A 15,664-nucleotide genomic window follows, 5' to 3' on the forward strand; every position below is an offset into this window, starting at 1 on the left:
GTACAAATCCTAGTAAGCAAAAATTTTAAAATGTGTTGTACTTATTTCTACTGTGTAATCTGTGTATATTGGAATAATAGTGGAATGTTTCGGATCGTCGTGGCTACCAACAAAATCCCGAATTGATTGACTGACTTTAATTTTGCCCATGAATTGAAGTATAATATAGCAAAATAGAAGAAGGGCAGTTGGGAAAATGGTGAGCAACTTTGTGCAAGAGCAGTTACAGGAATTTCGCGAAAGAAATCAAGATAGAGGCCGTTTAATTATAAAATGTCCGGACCAGCCGGGAATTGTTTCGACAGTTACGGCTTTTCTTAAAGAATATGATGCAAATATTGTTGAATTGAGTCAGTATTCGATGAATCCTGAGGGCGGTACCTTTTTCACCAGGATCGAGTTCGATTGTCCAGGATTGAATGACAAGGCAGCGGATATGCAACTGGCATTCCAGGAAGTTTCGACAGCATTCTCGATGCAATGGACATTTAATCATGTGAGTGATCTGAAGAGGACGGCAATCTTCGTTTCGAAGGAACCTCATTGCCTTCTGGAATTGCTATGGGAGTGGCAAAGCGGGGATTTATTGGCTGATATTGCGCTGGTCATCAGCAATCATGAAGATACGAGGGAAATTGTCGAATCGATGGGCATCCCGTTTTATTACATTCCTGCCAATAAGGATATACGTAAGGAAGTGGAGACTAAACAGCTTGGACTTCTGGAAGAATTCAAAGTGGACCTTATTGTTTTAGCTAGGTATATGCAGATATTGACGCCGGATTTCGTAGCGGCCCATCCGAACAGGATCATCAATATCCATCATTCCTTTTTACCTGCCTTCATTGGAGCACGGCCTTATGAACGAGCTTATGACAGAGGTGTTAAGCTGATTGGGGCGACTTCCCATTATGTGACGAATGATTTGGATGAAGGTCCAATCATCGAGCAGGATATCGAACGGGTGGACCATCGTGATTCTGCCGGGGATATGAAGAAAATCGGTCGTTCAGCTGAACGCAGGGTGCTGGCACGTGCCGTTAAATGGCATTTGGAGGACCGCGTCATTGTTCATGAAAATAAAACGGTAGTCTTTTAAAATGAAAAACCCCCTTTGGATTGCCAAGGGGGTTCCGTTTGCGACAAAGGGAGGTTCGGATTGCTGCCATCCTAGAACCATGATTTTAGTGGAATACTGAATGATCCTGAATGTTTTTTAACTTGATTATAGAATGATACCCTTACTAGATTGAAGAAATTTGCGAACTGGCTAGCCGAGACCCTGGAGACGCTTGCCGGCGAGGAGGCTTGGCAGACAGTCGGCGGAAAGGGAGCGGATTTCTGAAATCACCTGGAACCTTTTTAAACGAATTGAAAGAAACTAGTTCTTCTCTAATTTGTCCACATTCTGAATCCCCCTTTAGGTTGCCAAGGGGGGTTTTTAGGATGGAATTTAGTGAGTGCTAGTACGTGTATTCCACCCTTACCGAGGCAGTGATGTTCAATTCACCAGGCTGAATCGGGGTAGTCGCCATTTTTGAAAGGGTACTTGTTTGAAAAAGCATTGGAGTTGCCGTTTCAGATAGTTCTTCAACCCTATTAGGGACTGGGTTCAATGAGATTCCTAGCGTTCGGGCCATGGAGAGTGCTTTTTCGTATGCATTTTTTAAAGCTAGAGAAAGTGCCTGGTTATAGTATGCATCTGGATTGGATAAAGAGAAGCGGATGCTGGTGATTGAATTGGCGCCGCTTCTGACGGCCGTATCGATTATGCTGCCTATTTTCTCGATGTCGGTCGTCTGGGCTTGTATGATGTGCTGGACTTTGTAGTTCTTGAACAATTCCTTTCCGTCAATATAATCATATTGTGGATCGATTCTGTAATCACTCGTTTTCAATTGCTCTTCGGGAATGCCTGCGGATTTAAGTGATGCGATGACATTTGCGATTGCTTGGGAATTGGCTTGCTGGGCCTTTTGCGGGTCCTCATCCTCTGTTATGACTCCAAGGGTGATCGTGGCTTGATCCGGAGCAGCAGATAGCGTCTCTGAGCCGGAAACTTTCAATATATGTTCATCGTTGCGGTAATGATCCCTAACGGGGGCATTGTATTCTTGATTCATTTTGACACCAGCCTTTTTATAGAGATATTCTCAACCCTATTGTACGAATTATGAATGGGAAACATGATTGAAATATCCCCCTTTGTCATTAATTCATCGAACAATCACAAAAAAACACTCGGCCTGGACCGAGTGCACATTACTTATGAATGACTTGTACCCTGCCCACCTGGCCATCAGTCAATCTTACTTTAATTCCATGAGGGTGGGTGCTGGAGTTGGTTAAAATATCCTTTACAGTGCCGCTTGTCAGTTTTCCGGTGCGTTGATCTGCTTTAAGTACAATGTCCACAGAGGCACCTGGGGTAATATCTTTCCGGTTTTTACCGTTCATGTTCGATTCATTCCTTTTCAGAGTTATTTGCAGCCATTCAACTATGCAGTAACTTCAGTATAAGGAAAACGGCGGTTCCAGTCGACTATTAGATAAAATCACAAATTGGCAGTCAGCGAATTTTCTTCAATGGTTCGACAGCAGGGCCATTCAACACTTCACCAGCGATGGAGTAGCGGGAGCCGTGGCATGGGCAATCCCAAGTACGGTCGCCGCTATTCCAGGCAACTTCACACCCCATGTGTGTACATGTGGAATCAACAATATGAAGCTGGCCATCATGGTCACGGTAACACCCAGCTTTGTCTCCATCCACCTTCACGATTGCTCCTTCATCAATTCCTATGTCTTCCGGCGTTTTATGATTGACAGCCAATTTGCCTTTGATGAGATGCTTCGCCACATCAGCATTATCTTGGAGAATATTCTTCACGCCTTTTAAACGGGCAGGATCATACAATTCCGCATACCGGTTATCTTTTTGCAAAATCCGGTCAGTTAAGATCCTGGCGGCAATCGATCCATTCGTCATTCCCCATTTCGCATAGCCGGTAGCTATCAGGACGTTTTGTTGGTTCGATGTCACTGGACCGACGAAGGGGATATTATCCGGTGTCACGATATCCTGTGCCGACCAGCGGTAGGGAATGTCTTTTACATCAAAATACTGGGCACTGAAGTCCTTCAGTGCTTCATAATGCTCGATCGTCGAGATTCCCTGGCCTGTTTTATGGCCATCTCCGCCAACAAGTATAAGTTTTTCCCCATTGTCCAATTCCGTATAGCGAAGGGAGCGGCTAGGGCTGTCTGCACTGTAAAACATCCCGCCTGGATACTCCTGTTCAGTCCTGATGCCAAGCACATAGGACCTACTTACATGAACACGGGCAAAGTATAAGCCCTTTTCATCATTGAAAGGGAAGTGGGAGGCCACGATAACCTGATTGCTTTTGATGGAATGTCCCGTATCCGTCAGAACGGTTGGTGGATCGCCGTCTTCAATCTTCATTGCCGTTGTCCGTTCATAGATTGTGCCTCCTGCATCGATAATTGTCGAAATGAGGGACGTTAAATATTTTAATGGGTGAAACTGTGCTTGATCTTTCATTATCACAGCAGCTTTACATGGAATGGAGAAAGGGATATTCTCCGCATAATCCCCCCGAATGCCAAGTTTTTGATAGGCTCTCAGTTCTTTTTGGATTTTGCTTATATATTCGTCCGTATTTGCGTACACATAGGCATCCTGTGCAGTCAAATTACATTCAATGGAATGTTCTTCTACCAAGTCTTTAATCAGCTTCATTCCATCTGTATTGGCTTCATAATAAAGCTTGGCATTCTCTTCGCCATGGTCAGTGATCAACTGGTCGTAAATCAGGCCATGCTGGGCCGTGATTTTTGCTGTAGTGTGTCCCGTCGTTCCAGTAAGGATTTGGCCTGCTTCAATCAGTGTGACTTTAACACCTTGTTTAGCTAGTAGGTAAGCAGATGTGATTCCGGTAATTCCGCCGCCTACTATTAAGACATCAGTGGTTAAATCTGTATCTAATTTAGAAAAAGTAGGGAATGTCAACGCACTGCGCCAATAAGGTTCCGGAAATCGGGGAAGGTCTGTATTTTTTTCAGTCATTTGAATACCTCCATACAGTTCATTAGTGAATCGTCCATTTATTACCATACCCAAATCCGCTATTTATACGCTTATTTTTGTAAGAAGAAAGACTAAAAAAATACATTATTCGGTATGTTTACAATTACGTATACATGTAAACAAAAATAGATAGTTTGTACACAAATAAGTATACATGTTTACAAACACGTACGCATGGCTATATATATGGTGTATACATGCTTGTTCCTAATGTGTACAAAAATGAATACAATTCGACAAATGAAAATAAAGCTACAGCTAATGAAGCGTCGACTAATATAGAAATCTCTTCTATCGAGAGTGCTCCACCTAATTTTTTTCTATGAAAAAGGGGAATGTTTTTAGATGAGTTCTAGAATCGCAGCAGTAGACGGAGGAAATGATGCAATTAAAACTATTTTTGAAAAGCTAGAGCCTATAACATATATACCAAATGTCATTGCAAAAGACATGAAGTTCGGCCAGTCATGGGAATCGAAGAACTCGATGTAAAAAAACCTTGGAAGGGATACATATTAGAGTCCATTCACCAGCCTTGCAAGACAATAATGCCATTTATCGTGTCGGAAATTTAGCGACAAAAAGTGATAACCCAACAGAACTAGATTTGGGGAGCAGTAAATCAGAGGAGGACCAAACATTAGTATTTGCGTATACATAAGCATCTTGTCCATTCAATAGAATGTTTTTTCTATCAATCCTTTGATAGCTCCGTTCCTTCAGTGTTGGCCTCATATAGTATAGTCTGGCCTATTCCTCACTGTGATCAGTAATAAATTGGTTGTAAATCAAGCCGTGCTGGACCGTGATTTTTGCGGTTGTGTGGCCTGTTGTTCCATTAAGGGTCTCATCTGCCTCAATGAATGCGTCTTTCGCACATTGCTTGGCTATTAGATAAGCTGAAGTGATACCCGTAATTCCGCCACCAACAATTAAGACATCAGTTGTTATATCTGTTTCTAGCTTAGAAAACGAAGGAAGGATAAAGTGCTGCGCCAATAAGGCTACGGATATTGAGGAAGTTCTGTATTTTTTTGGTAATTTTAATATCTTCATACGTTTCATTAGTGCTTGTCCAATTTATTGCCATGACCAAATTCTCCTTTTTTACGCTTTCTTTTATATGATGAAGATTATTAAAAATTGGTTTTTTTGTTTGTTTGCAATATTGTATACATGTAAACAAAAATAGTTGGTTTGTACACAAAAAAGTAAACACGTTTACAAATGAGTACACATGGCTATATATAACGTGTGTACATATTTGTTCCTAATGTGTACACAAATGAATACAATTCGACAAATAAAGCTACAACTTATGAAGCATTGACTAATATAGAAACCTTTTCTATGCTTAATAGAGTGCTCCACCTAAATTTTTTTATGAAAAAGGGGATGTTTTTAGATGAGTTCTAGAATCGCAGCAATAGACGTAGGAAATGATGCAATTAAAGCTATTTTTGGAAAGCTAGAGTCTGAACTATATATACCAAATGTCATTGCAAAAGACATTGAAGATCGTCCGGTCATAGGAATCGAAGAACTCGATGAAAAAAACCCATTGGAAGGGTTACATATTAGAGTCCATTCACCAGCCTTGCAAGACAATAATGCCATTTATCGTGTCGGAAATTTAGCGACAAAAAGTGATAACCCAACAGAACTAGATTTGGGGAGCAGTAAATCAGAGGAAGACCAAACATTAGTCATGCTTTTTGCGGCTATTGCATTGGATGCTGCCAAGCAAGGGAATAATGATAAGTTCAAAAAAGTAAATAACGTTGTCGAAGCGAATTATACGCTTGGAACAGGTCTACCTCTTCGGGAAGTTAAGGAAGGGAAAGATGTTGGGTACCGTTCGAAGCTACTGGGATCCGTTCACCAAGTAGAATTTTTAATTACACCTAAATACCAAGGTATTAAGGTTAATATCAAATTTGATGAAGTGAAAGTCTATCCAGAGGGCTTCGCCGCATACATTAATTTAGTCATGGACAATGATTTGAATATCATTAACCGTGAATTAATAGATAGAAGAATTCTCATTCAAGATATTGGCGGACTATCGACAGATATCGCGGTCATTAAAAACCGTAAAGTTGACGATGATAAGGCGCAAGGATTCAATCTAGGAGTAGCTGAGGCCCTAGAATCTATTCGTGAAGAAATCAGAAAAAAACACGGTGTCGAGCTGGATAGCAGACGAGATGTCGTTGAAATCATCACGAAGAAAAACGATCGTAACCATATTATGGTTCGCGGAAGCCGGACAAGCGTCCATGATATCGTTGACCGGATTTTAGGGGAACTTGCGAAAAAGCAATATCGCCATCTGCGCAACGTATGGCAGAAAAATTCGCAAACGGAAATCTGCTATTTTGTTGGCGGAGGTTCGATTGTCTTGAAAGATTACCTGAAAACGCTCAATCAGAATTTTGATGGCTACAATATCGACTTTTTTGAAGATGAACGGGAAAGCGTTTGGATGATGGCCAACGCCTATTATAAATTGATTTCGGATTTTAATCGCCGGAATTCAAAGGAACAGCAGCAATCCCACCAAAAGAAGAAAGAACAAAGATCAGGTGCTGTTAAATAGGTGAGAGAATGAAAAAAACAGCTTCTTCTGAAATCAAAAGAGGACAAGCCATCACTTTTCGTATCCCTTCAAATGTATCAGATTATACGTTAAGGCAGCTGCAGAAATTGAAAGAAACGGAAAGAAGGAATTTTTCCAGTAAAATTGCCGAGTATGTTCTCGATGGAATCGGACAATCGACCCATCAGGAACGGGAAATGATTGCCCTGCCCATGCCGAACAAGCTTAGCAAATCTCAGCGTGACTGGCTCAAGCATTCCCACTCAGAAGCTATGCTTGGAACGATTATGTACCATCTTTTATCCGATCCTTTACGCGCAACAGCATTGCTAGCCTCATTAGACAGCAATGTAATTAATGAGGAGATTTATTTGCAGGATGAGCCCGAAGAACAGGATAATGAAGTGGTGCAGGCAGAAATATCTAAGAAAGATTTGGATGACTTTGATTGGAGTTTGGAAAAAACCACACAACAAGTGGAGGAACCAGAACCTGAAGAGGAAAATCTTGATGATCTCCTGGGTGATTTTCTTGATCAAATGAACCAGTGAGTGAACATATAGGAGGATATCCGGCGACAAGTTGGATATCCTCCTTTTTCTTTGCGGGGGTTATGAGGAATGAAACATAAAAAAGAATATATCAAGCTGCAGCCTTTTCCCGGCAAACATCGGGGAAAGGCTTTTTCTGTCGAATGAAGAGTCCCCCAAGTAACACCGGACACATTCCTCCTTAGAATAAAACACACATCAAACGGCCGTCACTTTTCAATAGTGAAGCTTTCTTCAAACAAAATCCAGTTTATCCCATTTATGATCGATTGAAGTTTTTTTGTGAAAATTGTCGAATGAACTATACGTTTAAGCGACTGTTCCAAGATTAAAACATCTTATGTTGATTTTGAGAAACTCACATCTCAAATCCCTTGTAACATTATAGGCACCACTCTTTTCTAGGTCGACTAGGGTGTCGTGTCTGGTTTCTGCCCTGGAAAATGCAAAACAACTGTAGAAAAAATGAATAAAAGACATGGGAGTATTCAGATGAAACGATTATATGAAATAACAGGAATAGTTACTGTGTTGATCGTGGCGCTCTTCTCCCTTCAATCAACTGCCATCGGGGCAAACGAGATCTGCAGTCCCACAACGGGCACCGCGATTCAGTTATTGGACAATAAAGGGGAGTTAAAACAAACGATGTCACTAGACGCAAACCATTCCGCGACATCGATCCGGACGATCCTTAATAATGCCATTACAAAGGTTTCAGCCTATCCGCAAGATGTATCGAATGGGAAAAGGGGAACGGTCCGTTTGTCAAAAGGCCAGTTTACGGCGAGTGCCTTTATTGCAATGAAAGAAGGGGTCATTTTAGAAGGGACGGTTGAGAACGATCGCCCCGTCACGACAATGTGTACCCAGCCCTCCAGCAATTCTGTCACCATTAAAATCATGGTGAGCCATACTGGTGTCAAAAACCTGATACTAGAAGGAAAAAGAAGGACGGAAGACCCCGAAACTGGGAAACCGAGAAATTATTATGAAGCAAGGAACAGGGGCATTGAGGTCACTGCAATCGATCAATCCAAATCCACGGCGGATTTGGTGTCTGTCTATTCGGCTGTGAATGATTTGCACAGGCTTCAAAATATCCTGATCGAAGATGTTCAAATTACTGGGTATGAGGGATATGGCATTTACTTAGAACATGTGAATGGAGTCATGATTAAAGGGTCTGATTCAAGAAAAAGAAACAAAATGGTCATAAAGGATATTGGATATGCAGGCATCGGCGGTTATTCCGCGAGTAACGTGACTGTAAGGCATGCGACAGTGAGAAATCTTGGGCCCGGGGAGACGGTGGGCAATACCAAACAAAGCTATGGCATCGCCTTTAGTCACCGGAAAGACAGTGCCGGAGATGCAATGACTCAATCAAAGTTCCAGCGAAGTGACACAATCGCAGTCGATGGGAATGTGGTGGCGAACAACCCTGGATGGGAAGGGATTGACACCCATTCAGGCCAAAATGTTTCCTTCACGAATAATGTCATCTTAAACACGCGTTTTCCAATCATTGTCGGCGGAATGGATTATAAGGGAGGAGCTATCTCAGCTTACCCACCCGGCAATATTACGATTGAGGGGAATAGAATCAATTCTTTTAATGATTATGCGTATTACGATATAGGTAAAAATGCAACAGTCAGTGAACGGGGCATTACAGTCAACGGAACGCAATACCATGATCTTACTGAAACAAAGATGGGCTTCCTGCAAAATGTCGTGATTAAAGGCAATTATGTGAATGATGTCCGGGCTAATGTCGAGGAATGGGGAGGCATCAGTATTCATGTGACCAAAAATGCCCTTATTGAAAGCAATATCATTGAAAATGGCCTCAACAATGGGATCGCGATGCTTAGCTCCAATAAGTTCACCAAAATCAAAGGAAACATCATAAACCAAATTTATAAATCCGATGAAAAGTTTATTTCAGCGGGCATTGGTATCAGAGGGTCGCATAATAACGGCAGCCCTACAAATGACTATGCCATCACCTCTTTGAACATGAAAAGCAACGTCATTGAAGGGGATAACAGATTTACCGAAGTTGGGCATGAAATCCATGTACAAGACAAAACGGTTTATAACCGCCTGGATGACTGGATTGCCATTTCAGCATTCCTTGACTGGAACAAACCTAATGCGAAAAACAGCATGGAAGATGGTGAAGCCCATCTTCTAGAGTAAGGGAGGGCTGTACAAGATGCTAGTGGGTTTCAAAGTTAAAACGCCCCATTTTAAAAAAGGGACATTGGCCACCTATATTAAGTGTTACATTTGTTTTCTGGAGTGAAGCAATAGGCAAAGCATTACTCTGTAAGTCAAATTGAATCACAGTGGGTAAAAGAGGAAGTGGAAAAGTGAAGATTCTTTATTTGCATCAATATTTCAATACCGATAAAGGCAGTACCCGATCTTATGAAATAGCTAAATTTTTAGTCTCCAAAAATAATAAAGTCACCATCATCACCGGGAATTCCATAGATTCGCGAGAGGGAATAAAGATAATCTCAACCAAAACTAAATATAAACAAGAATATAGTTACCTGAAAAGATTACTATCGTTTGTTCATTATATGTATAAAAGTTTTTTTATTGGGGTGAAGGAGAAGGAGGTAGACGTTGTTTATGCTTCCTCGACCCCTTTGACAATTGGATTGATAGGTATGCTTCTTGCCAAGGTGAAGCGCAGCGAATTTGTTTTTGAAGTAAGGGATTTATGGCCAGATATACCTATTGAGCTGGGAATCATCAGACATGAATGGTTAAAGAGAATTTTATTGAAGCTAGAAAGCATGATTTATTCTTCAGCTGACAAAATCATCGTGCTTTCGCCTGGAATGAAAGAAGATTTATTGAGAAAAGGAGTTAAACGGGAAAAAATTGCTACGGTTACTAACTTTGCGGATATAAACTATTTTTCTTTAATTCGTTCCGAAGATAAAGAAGAGGCATTGGATAAATTAGGTTTGAAAGCGAAGTTTATCTGTTTATATGCAGGCACATTAGGATTTATCAATAATATCGATTATATTTTACAGCTTGCCGAAAAGACGGATGACCCCGATATTGTCTATCTAATTGTAGGGGATGGAAAGGAAAAAGAGCGCTTAATTCAAGTGAAAGAGAGCAAAAACTTAAACAACGTCATTTTCTTGGATCAGGTATCTAAAAAAGAAGCGTACTTATTAATGGCCGTATCTCATATAGGTCTGTGTTTTGTACGTGATAATGAAATATTGGATAGGAATAGCCAAAATAAACTTTTTGATTTTTGGGCAGCCGGAAAACCAACATTAATAAACTATAAAGGCTGGCAGCATGAGGTCATGACAAAATATGATGCAGGTCACGGTTTTGAATATAGTGAACGATCAAAAATGATAGAGTATGTAAAATCAATGAAAAGTGACAAACGAATGTATCTGAAAATACAAGAAAATATAGAGCGTTTAACCCTGAATTATGAGAAAACCAAATTGATTTCAAAACTGGAGAGAACACTGTCGGAATTGGTTGATAATAATCATTGAACATTCATGAACAATGGGTCATTCAGAATTTGATATATTCGTCTGCATCTGACTTAACGTATATTGAAAGATCTAATTTTGGAAAAAGGGTGGAGTTCCATGGAGACTATCGTAAATACAAAGCCAGTGATAACAGGTTGGGTAAAGCGGGAATACCTTAAGAACATTGAACGCATTTTGGATTCCGGCAGGTTAATTTTAGGTGAATATACTCGGAAATTTGAAGAAAGCGTCAGACAATACAGTGATTCTAAGTATGCTGTCGCACTTTCCAGTGCAACGGCAGCCATTGAAATTATTTTAAAGTACCTGGATGTTGAAGGCAAAGAAGTGATCATGCCAAGCAATACGTTTATTTCTCCAGTATATGCGGTGAAAAATGCGAAAGGAAGGGTCGTTCTTTGTGACATTAATTTAGAGGATTTCAATTTGGATTTAACTAGCCTGAGGAACGCCGTGACACCTAAAACGAAAGTTGTCCTAATTACGTATATTGCTGGAAGGATCCCTGATAACATCTTTGAGATTAAAGAGTTCTGTGATGAAAACGATCTTTATCTAATCGAAGATGCTTCACATGCTTTTGGTGCCACTATAAATGGGTATAAAGCAGGCACAATAGGATTTGCTGGGGTTTTTTCAATGTACCCCACTAAAATTGTTACAAGTGCCACAGGAGGTGTCATTACATCGGATGATATAGATTTAATCAAATACTGTGAGTTGTTAAGGCACCATGGGAATGAAAATGGTGCAGTCAATCAAGTATTATCAGGTGACATGCTTCTTAGTGAATTTAATGCATTGCTTGGTTATCTGCAAGTTCAGGAAGCTTATGAGATGATCCAGGTCAGGCAGGAGATCTTCAGTTTCTATAAAGAAAATTTGAAGGATATTTTCCTTGAACACGGTCTTTACTTCCAAGCTTCATCTGACCACAATATATCTTCATTTTATAAAATTATCGTCATGTCTAAAAGCAAAGAGCAGTGCGAAATATTTAAAAAGCATTTAAAAGAGTCTCATATAAACACCGGGCATTGTTATGGGGTCCCATTGCATTTACAGCCCACATTGCTGGAGGAATATCCCCTTGCATCTCTCCCGAATGCCGATAGATTTCGTGAATCTCATTTCACTTTGCCATGTCACTTGGATTTGTCAGATGATGATCTGAAATACATTGTAGCGAAATGTAAACAGGCAGTGGAACATGGCGATTAAAAATAAGATTGGAGTGGTGGGGTCAGGTCCAATAAGCTGTGCCATGATTGATGCCATTAATGAAAGTTCAAATGGAGAGGTGATGGGAATATGGGGGAGAAGATTTCATTTTGCCAAGGAGCTTGCAAAAGAAAAAGGAGTTTCTAGAGTTTATGGATCCCTGAATGAAGTGTTTGAAGATGATGAGCTGGATACTGTTTATATAGCCACTCCAAATGCTTCCCATTATGATCAAGCGATGGCAGCCATTGAGCATGGAAAGAACGTTATTGTGGAGAAAACGGCATTCATGACAGCCGATCAGGCAAATCGGGTTTTCGATGCTGCAGAAAAACAAAATGTTTTTGTGTTTGAGGCAGTAAGATCCATTTATGAACCCAACTTTCAAATTTTAAAGAATGCTATTGAAAAGTTAGGGAAAATCCATGGGGCAACCCTAAAGTATCAAAACTATTCCAAGCAGTATTCGGCCTTATTAAAAGGGGATAAAGCTCCACTTTTCGATGAAAATCATGGTGGCGGGACATTAAGAACGATTGGGATTTATCCTATTTATGCGGCCATTCAATTATTTGGTGTTCCCGTTAGAAGTTATTATTTTAAACAACTGATCGTAAAAAACATTGATTTAGGCGGTACGTGCATTTTTGAATATGAAGATTTTAAAATAACGATGTTGATTTCAAAAATTAACCTAACGACTGATTCAATATCGGAAATTTACGGAGAGAACGGAACCTTGCGTTTTCACTCGTTATACGATATTCGCACAATAAGTTACCGCAGTATCAGTAATGACATGGAAGAAACGATAAGTGAGCCTATTAGCGATAATAGTTTGCTTTATGAAATCACTGAATTTTCAGAATGGATAATGATGAAAGATGTGACAGCGTACAGGAAACAAAAGAACATTACGCTTAAAGCGATATCTATCATTGAACAAGCTTTAAATGGAGGAACATGATGAAAAAAATATTGCTAGTAACAGCACACCCAGATGATGCGGAAATTAGTATGGGCGGTACCATTCGTAAGCTATTGAACCAAGGGCATTACATTATCAACATCATATTTTCCATCCCTTCAAATATCGAGGTCAGGAAAAAAGAAGCAATAGAGTCATCAGAGAATTTTGGTTATGAGGTGCAGTTTTCCAAGTATTGTGAGGGTAATAACGTTGAAGATATCCCTCTTCATAAATTAATAAAAGAGCTAGACGACATCATCGAAAAGATGGATCCGGACGAAGTCTACACACATTGGATGAATGACAGTCATCAAGATCATCAAAAGTTATCAAAGGTGGTAAGAAGCTGTTTCAGGAAAAAACAATTCACCATATATGAATTCGAACAAATTAACCAAAATAATAACATCGCCGCCAATCAATTTCATCCGAATATTTATAGTGATATTACAGAGTTCATGGAAGATAAAAAACGTATGATTACCATGTTCCAATCACAGCTAACGGGTTATATGGGGCATTATTTAGTGAATGCGGAGCATATTGGCAGTTGGAGGGGTTCCCAAGTGAATTGCAAATACGCGGAGACATTCCTATTAATTTTTTCAAAAGAGGTTTTGTAGGTGGAAAAAAAGAAGATAGTCACAATTCACCAGCCCAATTTCCTGCCCTGGATTGGTTTGATTCATAAGGTTTTTCAATCGGACATTTTTATATATTTGGCCGATGTGAAATACTCTTCAAGCAATTTTCAAAATAAAACATATATTCAAGGGGCTGATGGAAAAGAGTCAAGGCTAACTGTACCGCTCCAAAAAAAGCCTGAAATGCTGGATGAAAAATTAATCAGCTATCATTCCCCAAATCAAAAATGGAAAAGGAATCATTTGAAGCAAATATCGGAAGTTTATAAAAAAACTCGGCACTTCCAAGATTTTTTCCCGCTGTTGGAAGAAGCATATCAAAAAGAACACGCTTTGTTAGTCGATTTAAATATTCATTTATTTGAATTGATTTTAAAGTATTTAAACTATGAAGGAGAAACACATCTTTCCAATGATATTAACACTTCCTTTGGAAAAACGGAGAGATTAGTCAGCTTAGTTAAGCAAACCGGAGGTACATGCTACTTAAGCGGGAAAAGCGGAAAGGATTACTTGGAAGAAGAATTGTTTCATAAAGAAGGAATTGAAGTCGTTTATCAAAAGTTCATCCATCCCGTGTATTATGTGAAAAATGAAAAGGAATGTGTAGAAAGTTTATCGATTCTAGACTGGATCATGCACGTTTCGGCGGATCAAATAAAAGAAACGTTAACGAAAGATATATTAGGCAAATCAAAACAATGTAAATGAGTATATCAAATAGAGATGTGGCGTGGTTGAAAATATGAAAATGAAAAATGAATTTATAAATAAGATCCTTTTATTATTAACAGGGAATTCACTTGCACAGCTTATTCTATTCGCAAGTTCTCCCATACTGACAAGAATATATACACCAGAAGATTTTGGGGTGTTTTCAACCTATACGTCACTTTTGGCCATTCTCATATCATTTTCATCCCTTTGTTTAGAAAAGGCGATCCCCCTAGAAAAAAACCATAGTAATATGGTTCACTTGATGTACATTAGCATGTTTACGATTGCTGTCGTTTGTATCCTGAATATAGGTTTGGGGTTCCTTAATCTATCATTATTTCGATTATACGGTATAGAAGCTTCGATTATGAATGACTTTTTACTTTCAATTGGCCTGTTTTTTGCTGGAATCTATCAAGTGATGAGCTACTGGATGTTAAAAGAAGATAAGTTTAAAGGGCTAACTCATTCTAAACTGCTTCAATCGATTAGCAATGTAACAAGTCAGTTCTCACTCATTTCCATTAATCATGTGACTCCAGGAATTGGTTTAATAGCGGGAGATATGATAGGACGGGGAATAACCCTTGTGTACATTTGGCGATATTTCTTAAAGCGAATGCATTGGCCAAAAGTGAACTATAGGAGAATCGGTTATTTGCTTAAAAAATATGAGAAATTTGCGAAATACTCCACATGGTCAACCCTCTTAAGTTCCTTATCCCTGCAAATCATTTTTTTGTTATTGATGCGTCTATACGGACCTGACGTGACAGGGCATTTTTCCATGGCTTCAAAAACGATAGGTCTGCCCATTACGATGGTGGGAGCGAGCATTTCGACAGTATTCTATGCCGAAGTGGCAAAAAGCATTTCAAATGAACCAGGAAGAGTTTTACATTTGTATAAGAGCATTATGACTAAAACGGCCATGTTAGGTGTGCCGTCAATGGCAATTTTGGCATGGATAGCACCCGGTGTCTTCAGCTTTGTTTTTGGTGAAGAGTGGCGTGTTTCCGGTGAATATGTGACATTGATGTCATTTATGTTTATAAGTCAAGTGATTGTCATGCCAGTTTCCCAAATATTATATTTAGCCAAAAAACAACGGACTCAGCTCTTATGGGATGTTTCAAGGCTGTTACTGTCATCGATTGGAGTACTGGTCATTTTCATTTCAGGGGGCTCAGCTGAAGCAGCCATTTTATACTTTAGCATTTGTATGGGGGCCAGCTACTACTTTTTTGTTCTCCTTGGCTATAGGGCGATACATTCCATAGATCGAGAGGATACCTAA

14 protein-coding genes and 1 pseudogene are annotated in these 15,664 nt (G+C 39.7%); 11 read left to right on the forward strand and 4 right to left on the reverse strand.

Going from position 1 to position 15,664, the window contains the following annotated elements; genetic code table 11:
* Positions 1-199: 199 nt before the first annotated feature.
* Positions 200-1,099, forward strand: coding sequence for a formyltetrahydrofolate deformylase (purU, locus tag AC1DIV_RS02150; RefSeq protein ID WP_053537426.1), 900 nt, complete (start codon positions 200-202; stop codon positions 1,097-1,099).
* Positions 1,100-1,463: 364 nt separating this feature from the next.
* Here purU and AC1DIV_RS02155 read toward each other — a convergent pair whose 3' ends face one another.
* The 3 genes from AC1DIV_RS02155 to AC1DIV_RS02165 form a co-directional block, all read right to left on the reverse strand.
* Positions 1,464-2,123: an SIMPL domain-containing protein gene (locus tag AC1DIV_RS02155; RefSeq protein ID WP_127777596.1), complete on the reverse strand. Its 660-nt coding sequence runs from the start codon at positions 2,121-2,123 to the stop codon at positions 1,464-1,466.
* Positions 2,124-2,262: 139 nt separating this feature from the next.
* Positions 2,263-2,457 (reverse strand): YwbE family protein, encoded by a 195-nt coding sequence (locus tag AC1DIV_RS02160; protein ID WP_034316239.1) that lies wholly within the window; start codon positions 2,455-2,457, stop codon positions 2,263-2,265.
* 112 nt (positions 2,458-2,569) lie between these two features.
* Positions 2,570-4,090: an FAD-dependent oxidoreductase gene (locus AC1DIV_RS02165; protein ID WP_340878206.1), complete on the reverse strand. Its 1,521-nt coding sequence runs from the start codon at positions 4,088-4,090 to the stop codon at positions 2,570-2,572.
* A gap of 366 nt (positions 4,091-4,456) precedes the next feature.
* On the opposite strand from AC1DIV_RS02165, the pseudogene AC1DIV_RS02170 reads away from it, so the two are divergent.
* Positions 4,457-4,769: pseudogene (locus tag AC1DIV_RS02170) on the forward strand (ParM/StbA family protein); the annotation flags it as partial.
* Positions 4,770-4,861: 92 nt separating this feature from the next.
* On the opposite strand, the gene AC1DIV_RS02175 reads toward AC1DIV_RS02170, so the two are convergent.
* Entirely contained in the window at positions 4,862-5,176 is a 315-nt protein-coding gene (locus AC1DIV_RS02175) for an FAD-dependent oxidoreductase (protein ID WP_340878205.1), read from the reverse strand.
* Between the two features lie 340 nt (positions 5,177-5,516).
* Between AC1DIV_RS02175 and AC1DIV_RS02180 the strand changes: the two genes are divergently transcribed.
* The 9 genes from AC1DIV_RS02180 to AC1DIV_RS02220 all read left to right on the forward strand — a co-directional run bounded on the left by AC1DIV_RS02180 (position 5,517) and on the right by AC1DIV_RS02220 (position 15,664).
* Complete coding sequence (locus tag AC1DIV_RS02180) at positions 5,517-6,710, forward strand: ParM/StbA family protein (RefSeq protein WP_048680510.1); 1,194 nt, start codon at positions 5,517-5,519, stop codon at positions 6,708-6,710.
* Between the two features lie 8 nt (positions 6,711-6,718).
* Positions 6,719-7,261, forward strand: coding sequence for a hypothetical protein (locus AC1DIV_RS02185; RefSeq protein ID WP_477575693.1), 543 nt, complete (start codon positions 6,719-6,721; stop codon positions 7,259-7,261).
* Positions 7,262-7,753: 492 nt separating this feature from the next.
* Positions 7,754-9,466 (forward strand): right-handed parallel beta-helix repeat-containing protein, encoded by a 1,713-nt coding sequence (locus AC1DIV_RS02190; protein ID WP_340878203.1) that lies wholly within the window; start codon positions 7,754-7,756, stop codon positions 9,464-9,466.
* A 173-nt stretch (positions 9,467-9,639) separates the two neighbouring features.
* Positions 9,640-10,812 carry a glycosyltransferase family 4 protein gene (locus AC1DIV_RS02195; RefSeq protein ID WP_340878202.1) on the forward strand — a complete coding sequence of 391 codons (1,173 nt, stop codon included), beginning with the start codon at positions 9,640-9,642 and terminating at the stop codon, positions 10,810-10,812.
* Between the two features lie 99 nt (positions 10,813-10,911).
* Complete coding sequence (locus tag AC1DIV_RS02200) at positions 10,912-12,036, forward strand: DegT/DnrJ/EryC1/StrS family aminotransferase (protein WP_340878201.1); 1,125 nt, start codon at positions 10,912-10,914, stop codon at positions 12,034-12,036.
* On the forward strand, positions 12,026-13,003 hold the full coding sequence (locus AC1DIV_RS02205; protein ID WP_340878200.1) for a Gfo/Idh/MocA family protein: 978 nt from the start codon (positions 12,026-12,028) through the stop codon (positions 13,001-13,003). The genes AC1DIV_RS02200 and AC1DIV_RS02205 overlap by 11 nt, the downstream gene beginning before the upstream one ends.
* On the forward strand, positions 13,003-13,629 hold the full coding sequence (locus AC1DIV_RS02210; protein WP_063595589.1) for a PIG-L deacetylase family protein: 627 nt from the start codon (positions 13,003-13,005) through the stop codon (positions 13,627-13,629). Before AC1DIV_RS02205 ends, AC1DIV_RS02210 begins: the two co-directional genes overlap by 1 nt.
* The gene (locus tag AC1DIV_RS02215) at positions 13,630-14,361 is read left to right on the forward strand and encodes a WbqC family protein (protein WP_340878199.1); all 732 of its coding nucleotides are present in this window, start codon (positions 13,630-13,632) and stop codon (positions 14,359-14,361) included. It begins immediately after the preceding gene.
* 34 nt (positions 14,362-14,395) lie between these two features.
* Entirely contained in the window at positions 14,396-15,664 is a 1,269-nt protein-coding gene (locus AC1DIV_RS02220) for an oligosaccharide flippase family protein (protein WP_340878198.1), read from the forward strand.

The organism is Peribacillus sp. 05N428 (assembly GCF_056397085.1).

What these genes read in the sequence shown, in the direction of transcription:
- AC1DIV_RS02155 (WP_127777596.1), bottom strand. Translation starts at nt 2,123, where the DNA reads ATGAATCAAGAATACAATGCCCCCGTTAGGGATCATTACCGCAACGAT.
- AC1DIV_RS02160 (WP_034316239.1), bottom strand. Translation starts at nt 2,457, where the DNA reads ATGAACGGTAAAAACCGGAAAGATATTACCCCAGGTGCCTCTGTGGAC.
- AC1DIV_RS02165 (WP_340878206.1), bottom strand. Translation starts at nt 4,090, where the DNA reads ATGACTGAAAAAAATACAGACCTTCCCCGATTTCCGGAACCTTATTGG.
- AC1DIV_RS02175 (WP_340878205.1), bottom strand. Translation starts at nt 5,176, where the DNA reads ATGAAACGTATGAAGATATTAAAATTACCAAAAAAATACAGAACTTCC.
- AC1DIV_RS02180 (WP_048680510.1), top strand. Translation starts at nt 5,517, where the DNA reads ATGAGTTCTAGAATCGCAGCAATAGACGTAGGAAATGATGCAATTAAA.
- AC1DIV_RS02185 (WP_477575693.1), top strand. Translation starts at nt 6,719, where the DNA reads ATGAAAAAAACAGCTTCTTCTGAAATCAAAAGAGGACAAGCCATCACT.
- AC1DIV_RS02190 (WP_340878203.1), top strand. Translation starts at nt 7,754, where the DNA reads ATGAAACGATTATATGAAATAACAGGAATAGTTACTGTGTTGATCGTG.
- AC1DIV_RS02200 (WP_340878201.1), top strand. Translation starts at nt 10,912, where the DNA reads ATGGAGACTATCGTAAATACAAAGCCAGTGATAACAGGTTGGGTAAAG.
- AC1DIV_RS02205 (WP_340878200.1), top strand. Translation starts at nt 12,026, where the DNA reads ATGGCGATTAAAAATAAGATTGGAGTGGTGGGGTCAGGTCCAATAAGC.
- AC1DIV_RS02210 (WP_063595589.1), top strand. Translation starts at nt 13,003, where the DNA reads ATGAAAAAAATATTGCTAGTAACAGCACACCCAGATGATGCGGAAATT.
- AC1DIV_RS02220 (WP_340878198.1), top strand. Translation starts at nt 14,396, where the DNA reads ATGAAAATGAAAAATGAATTTATAAATAAGATCCTTTTATTATTAACA.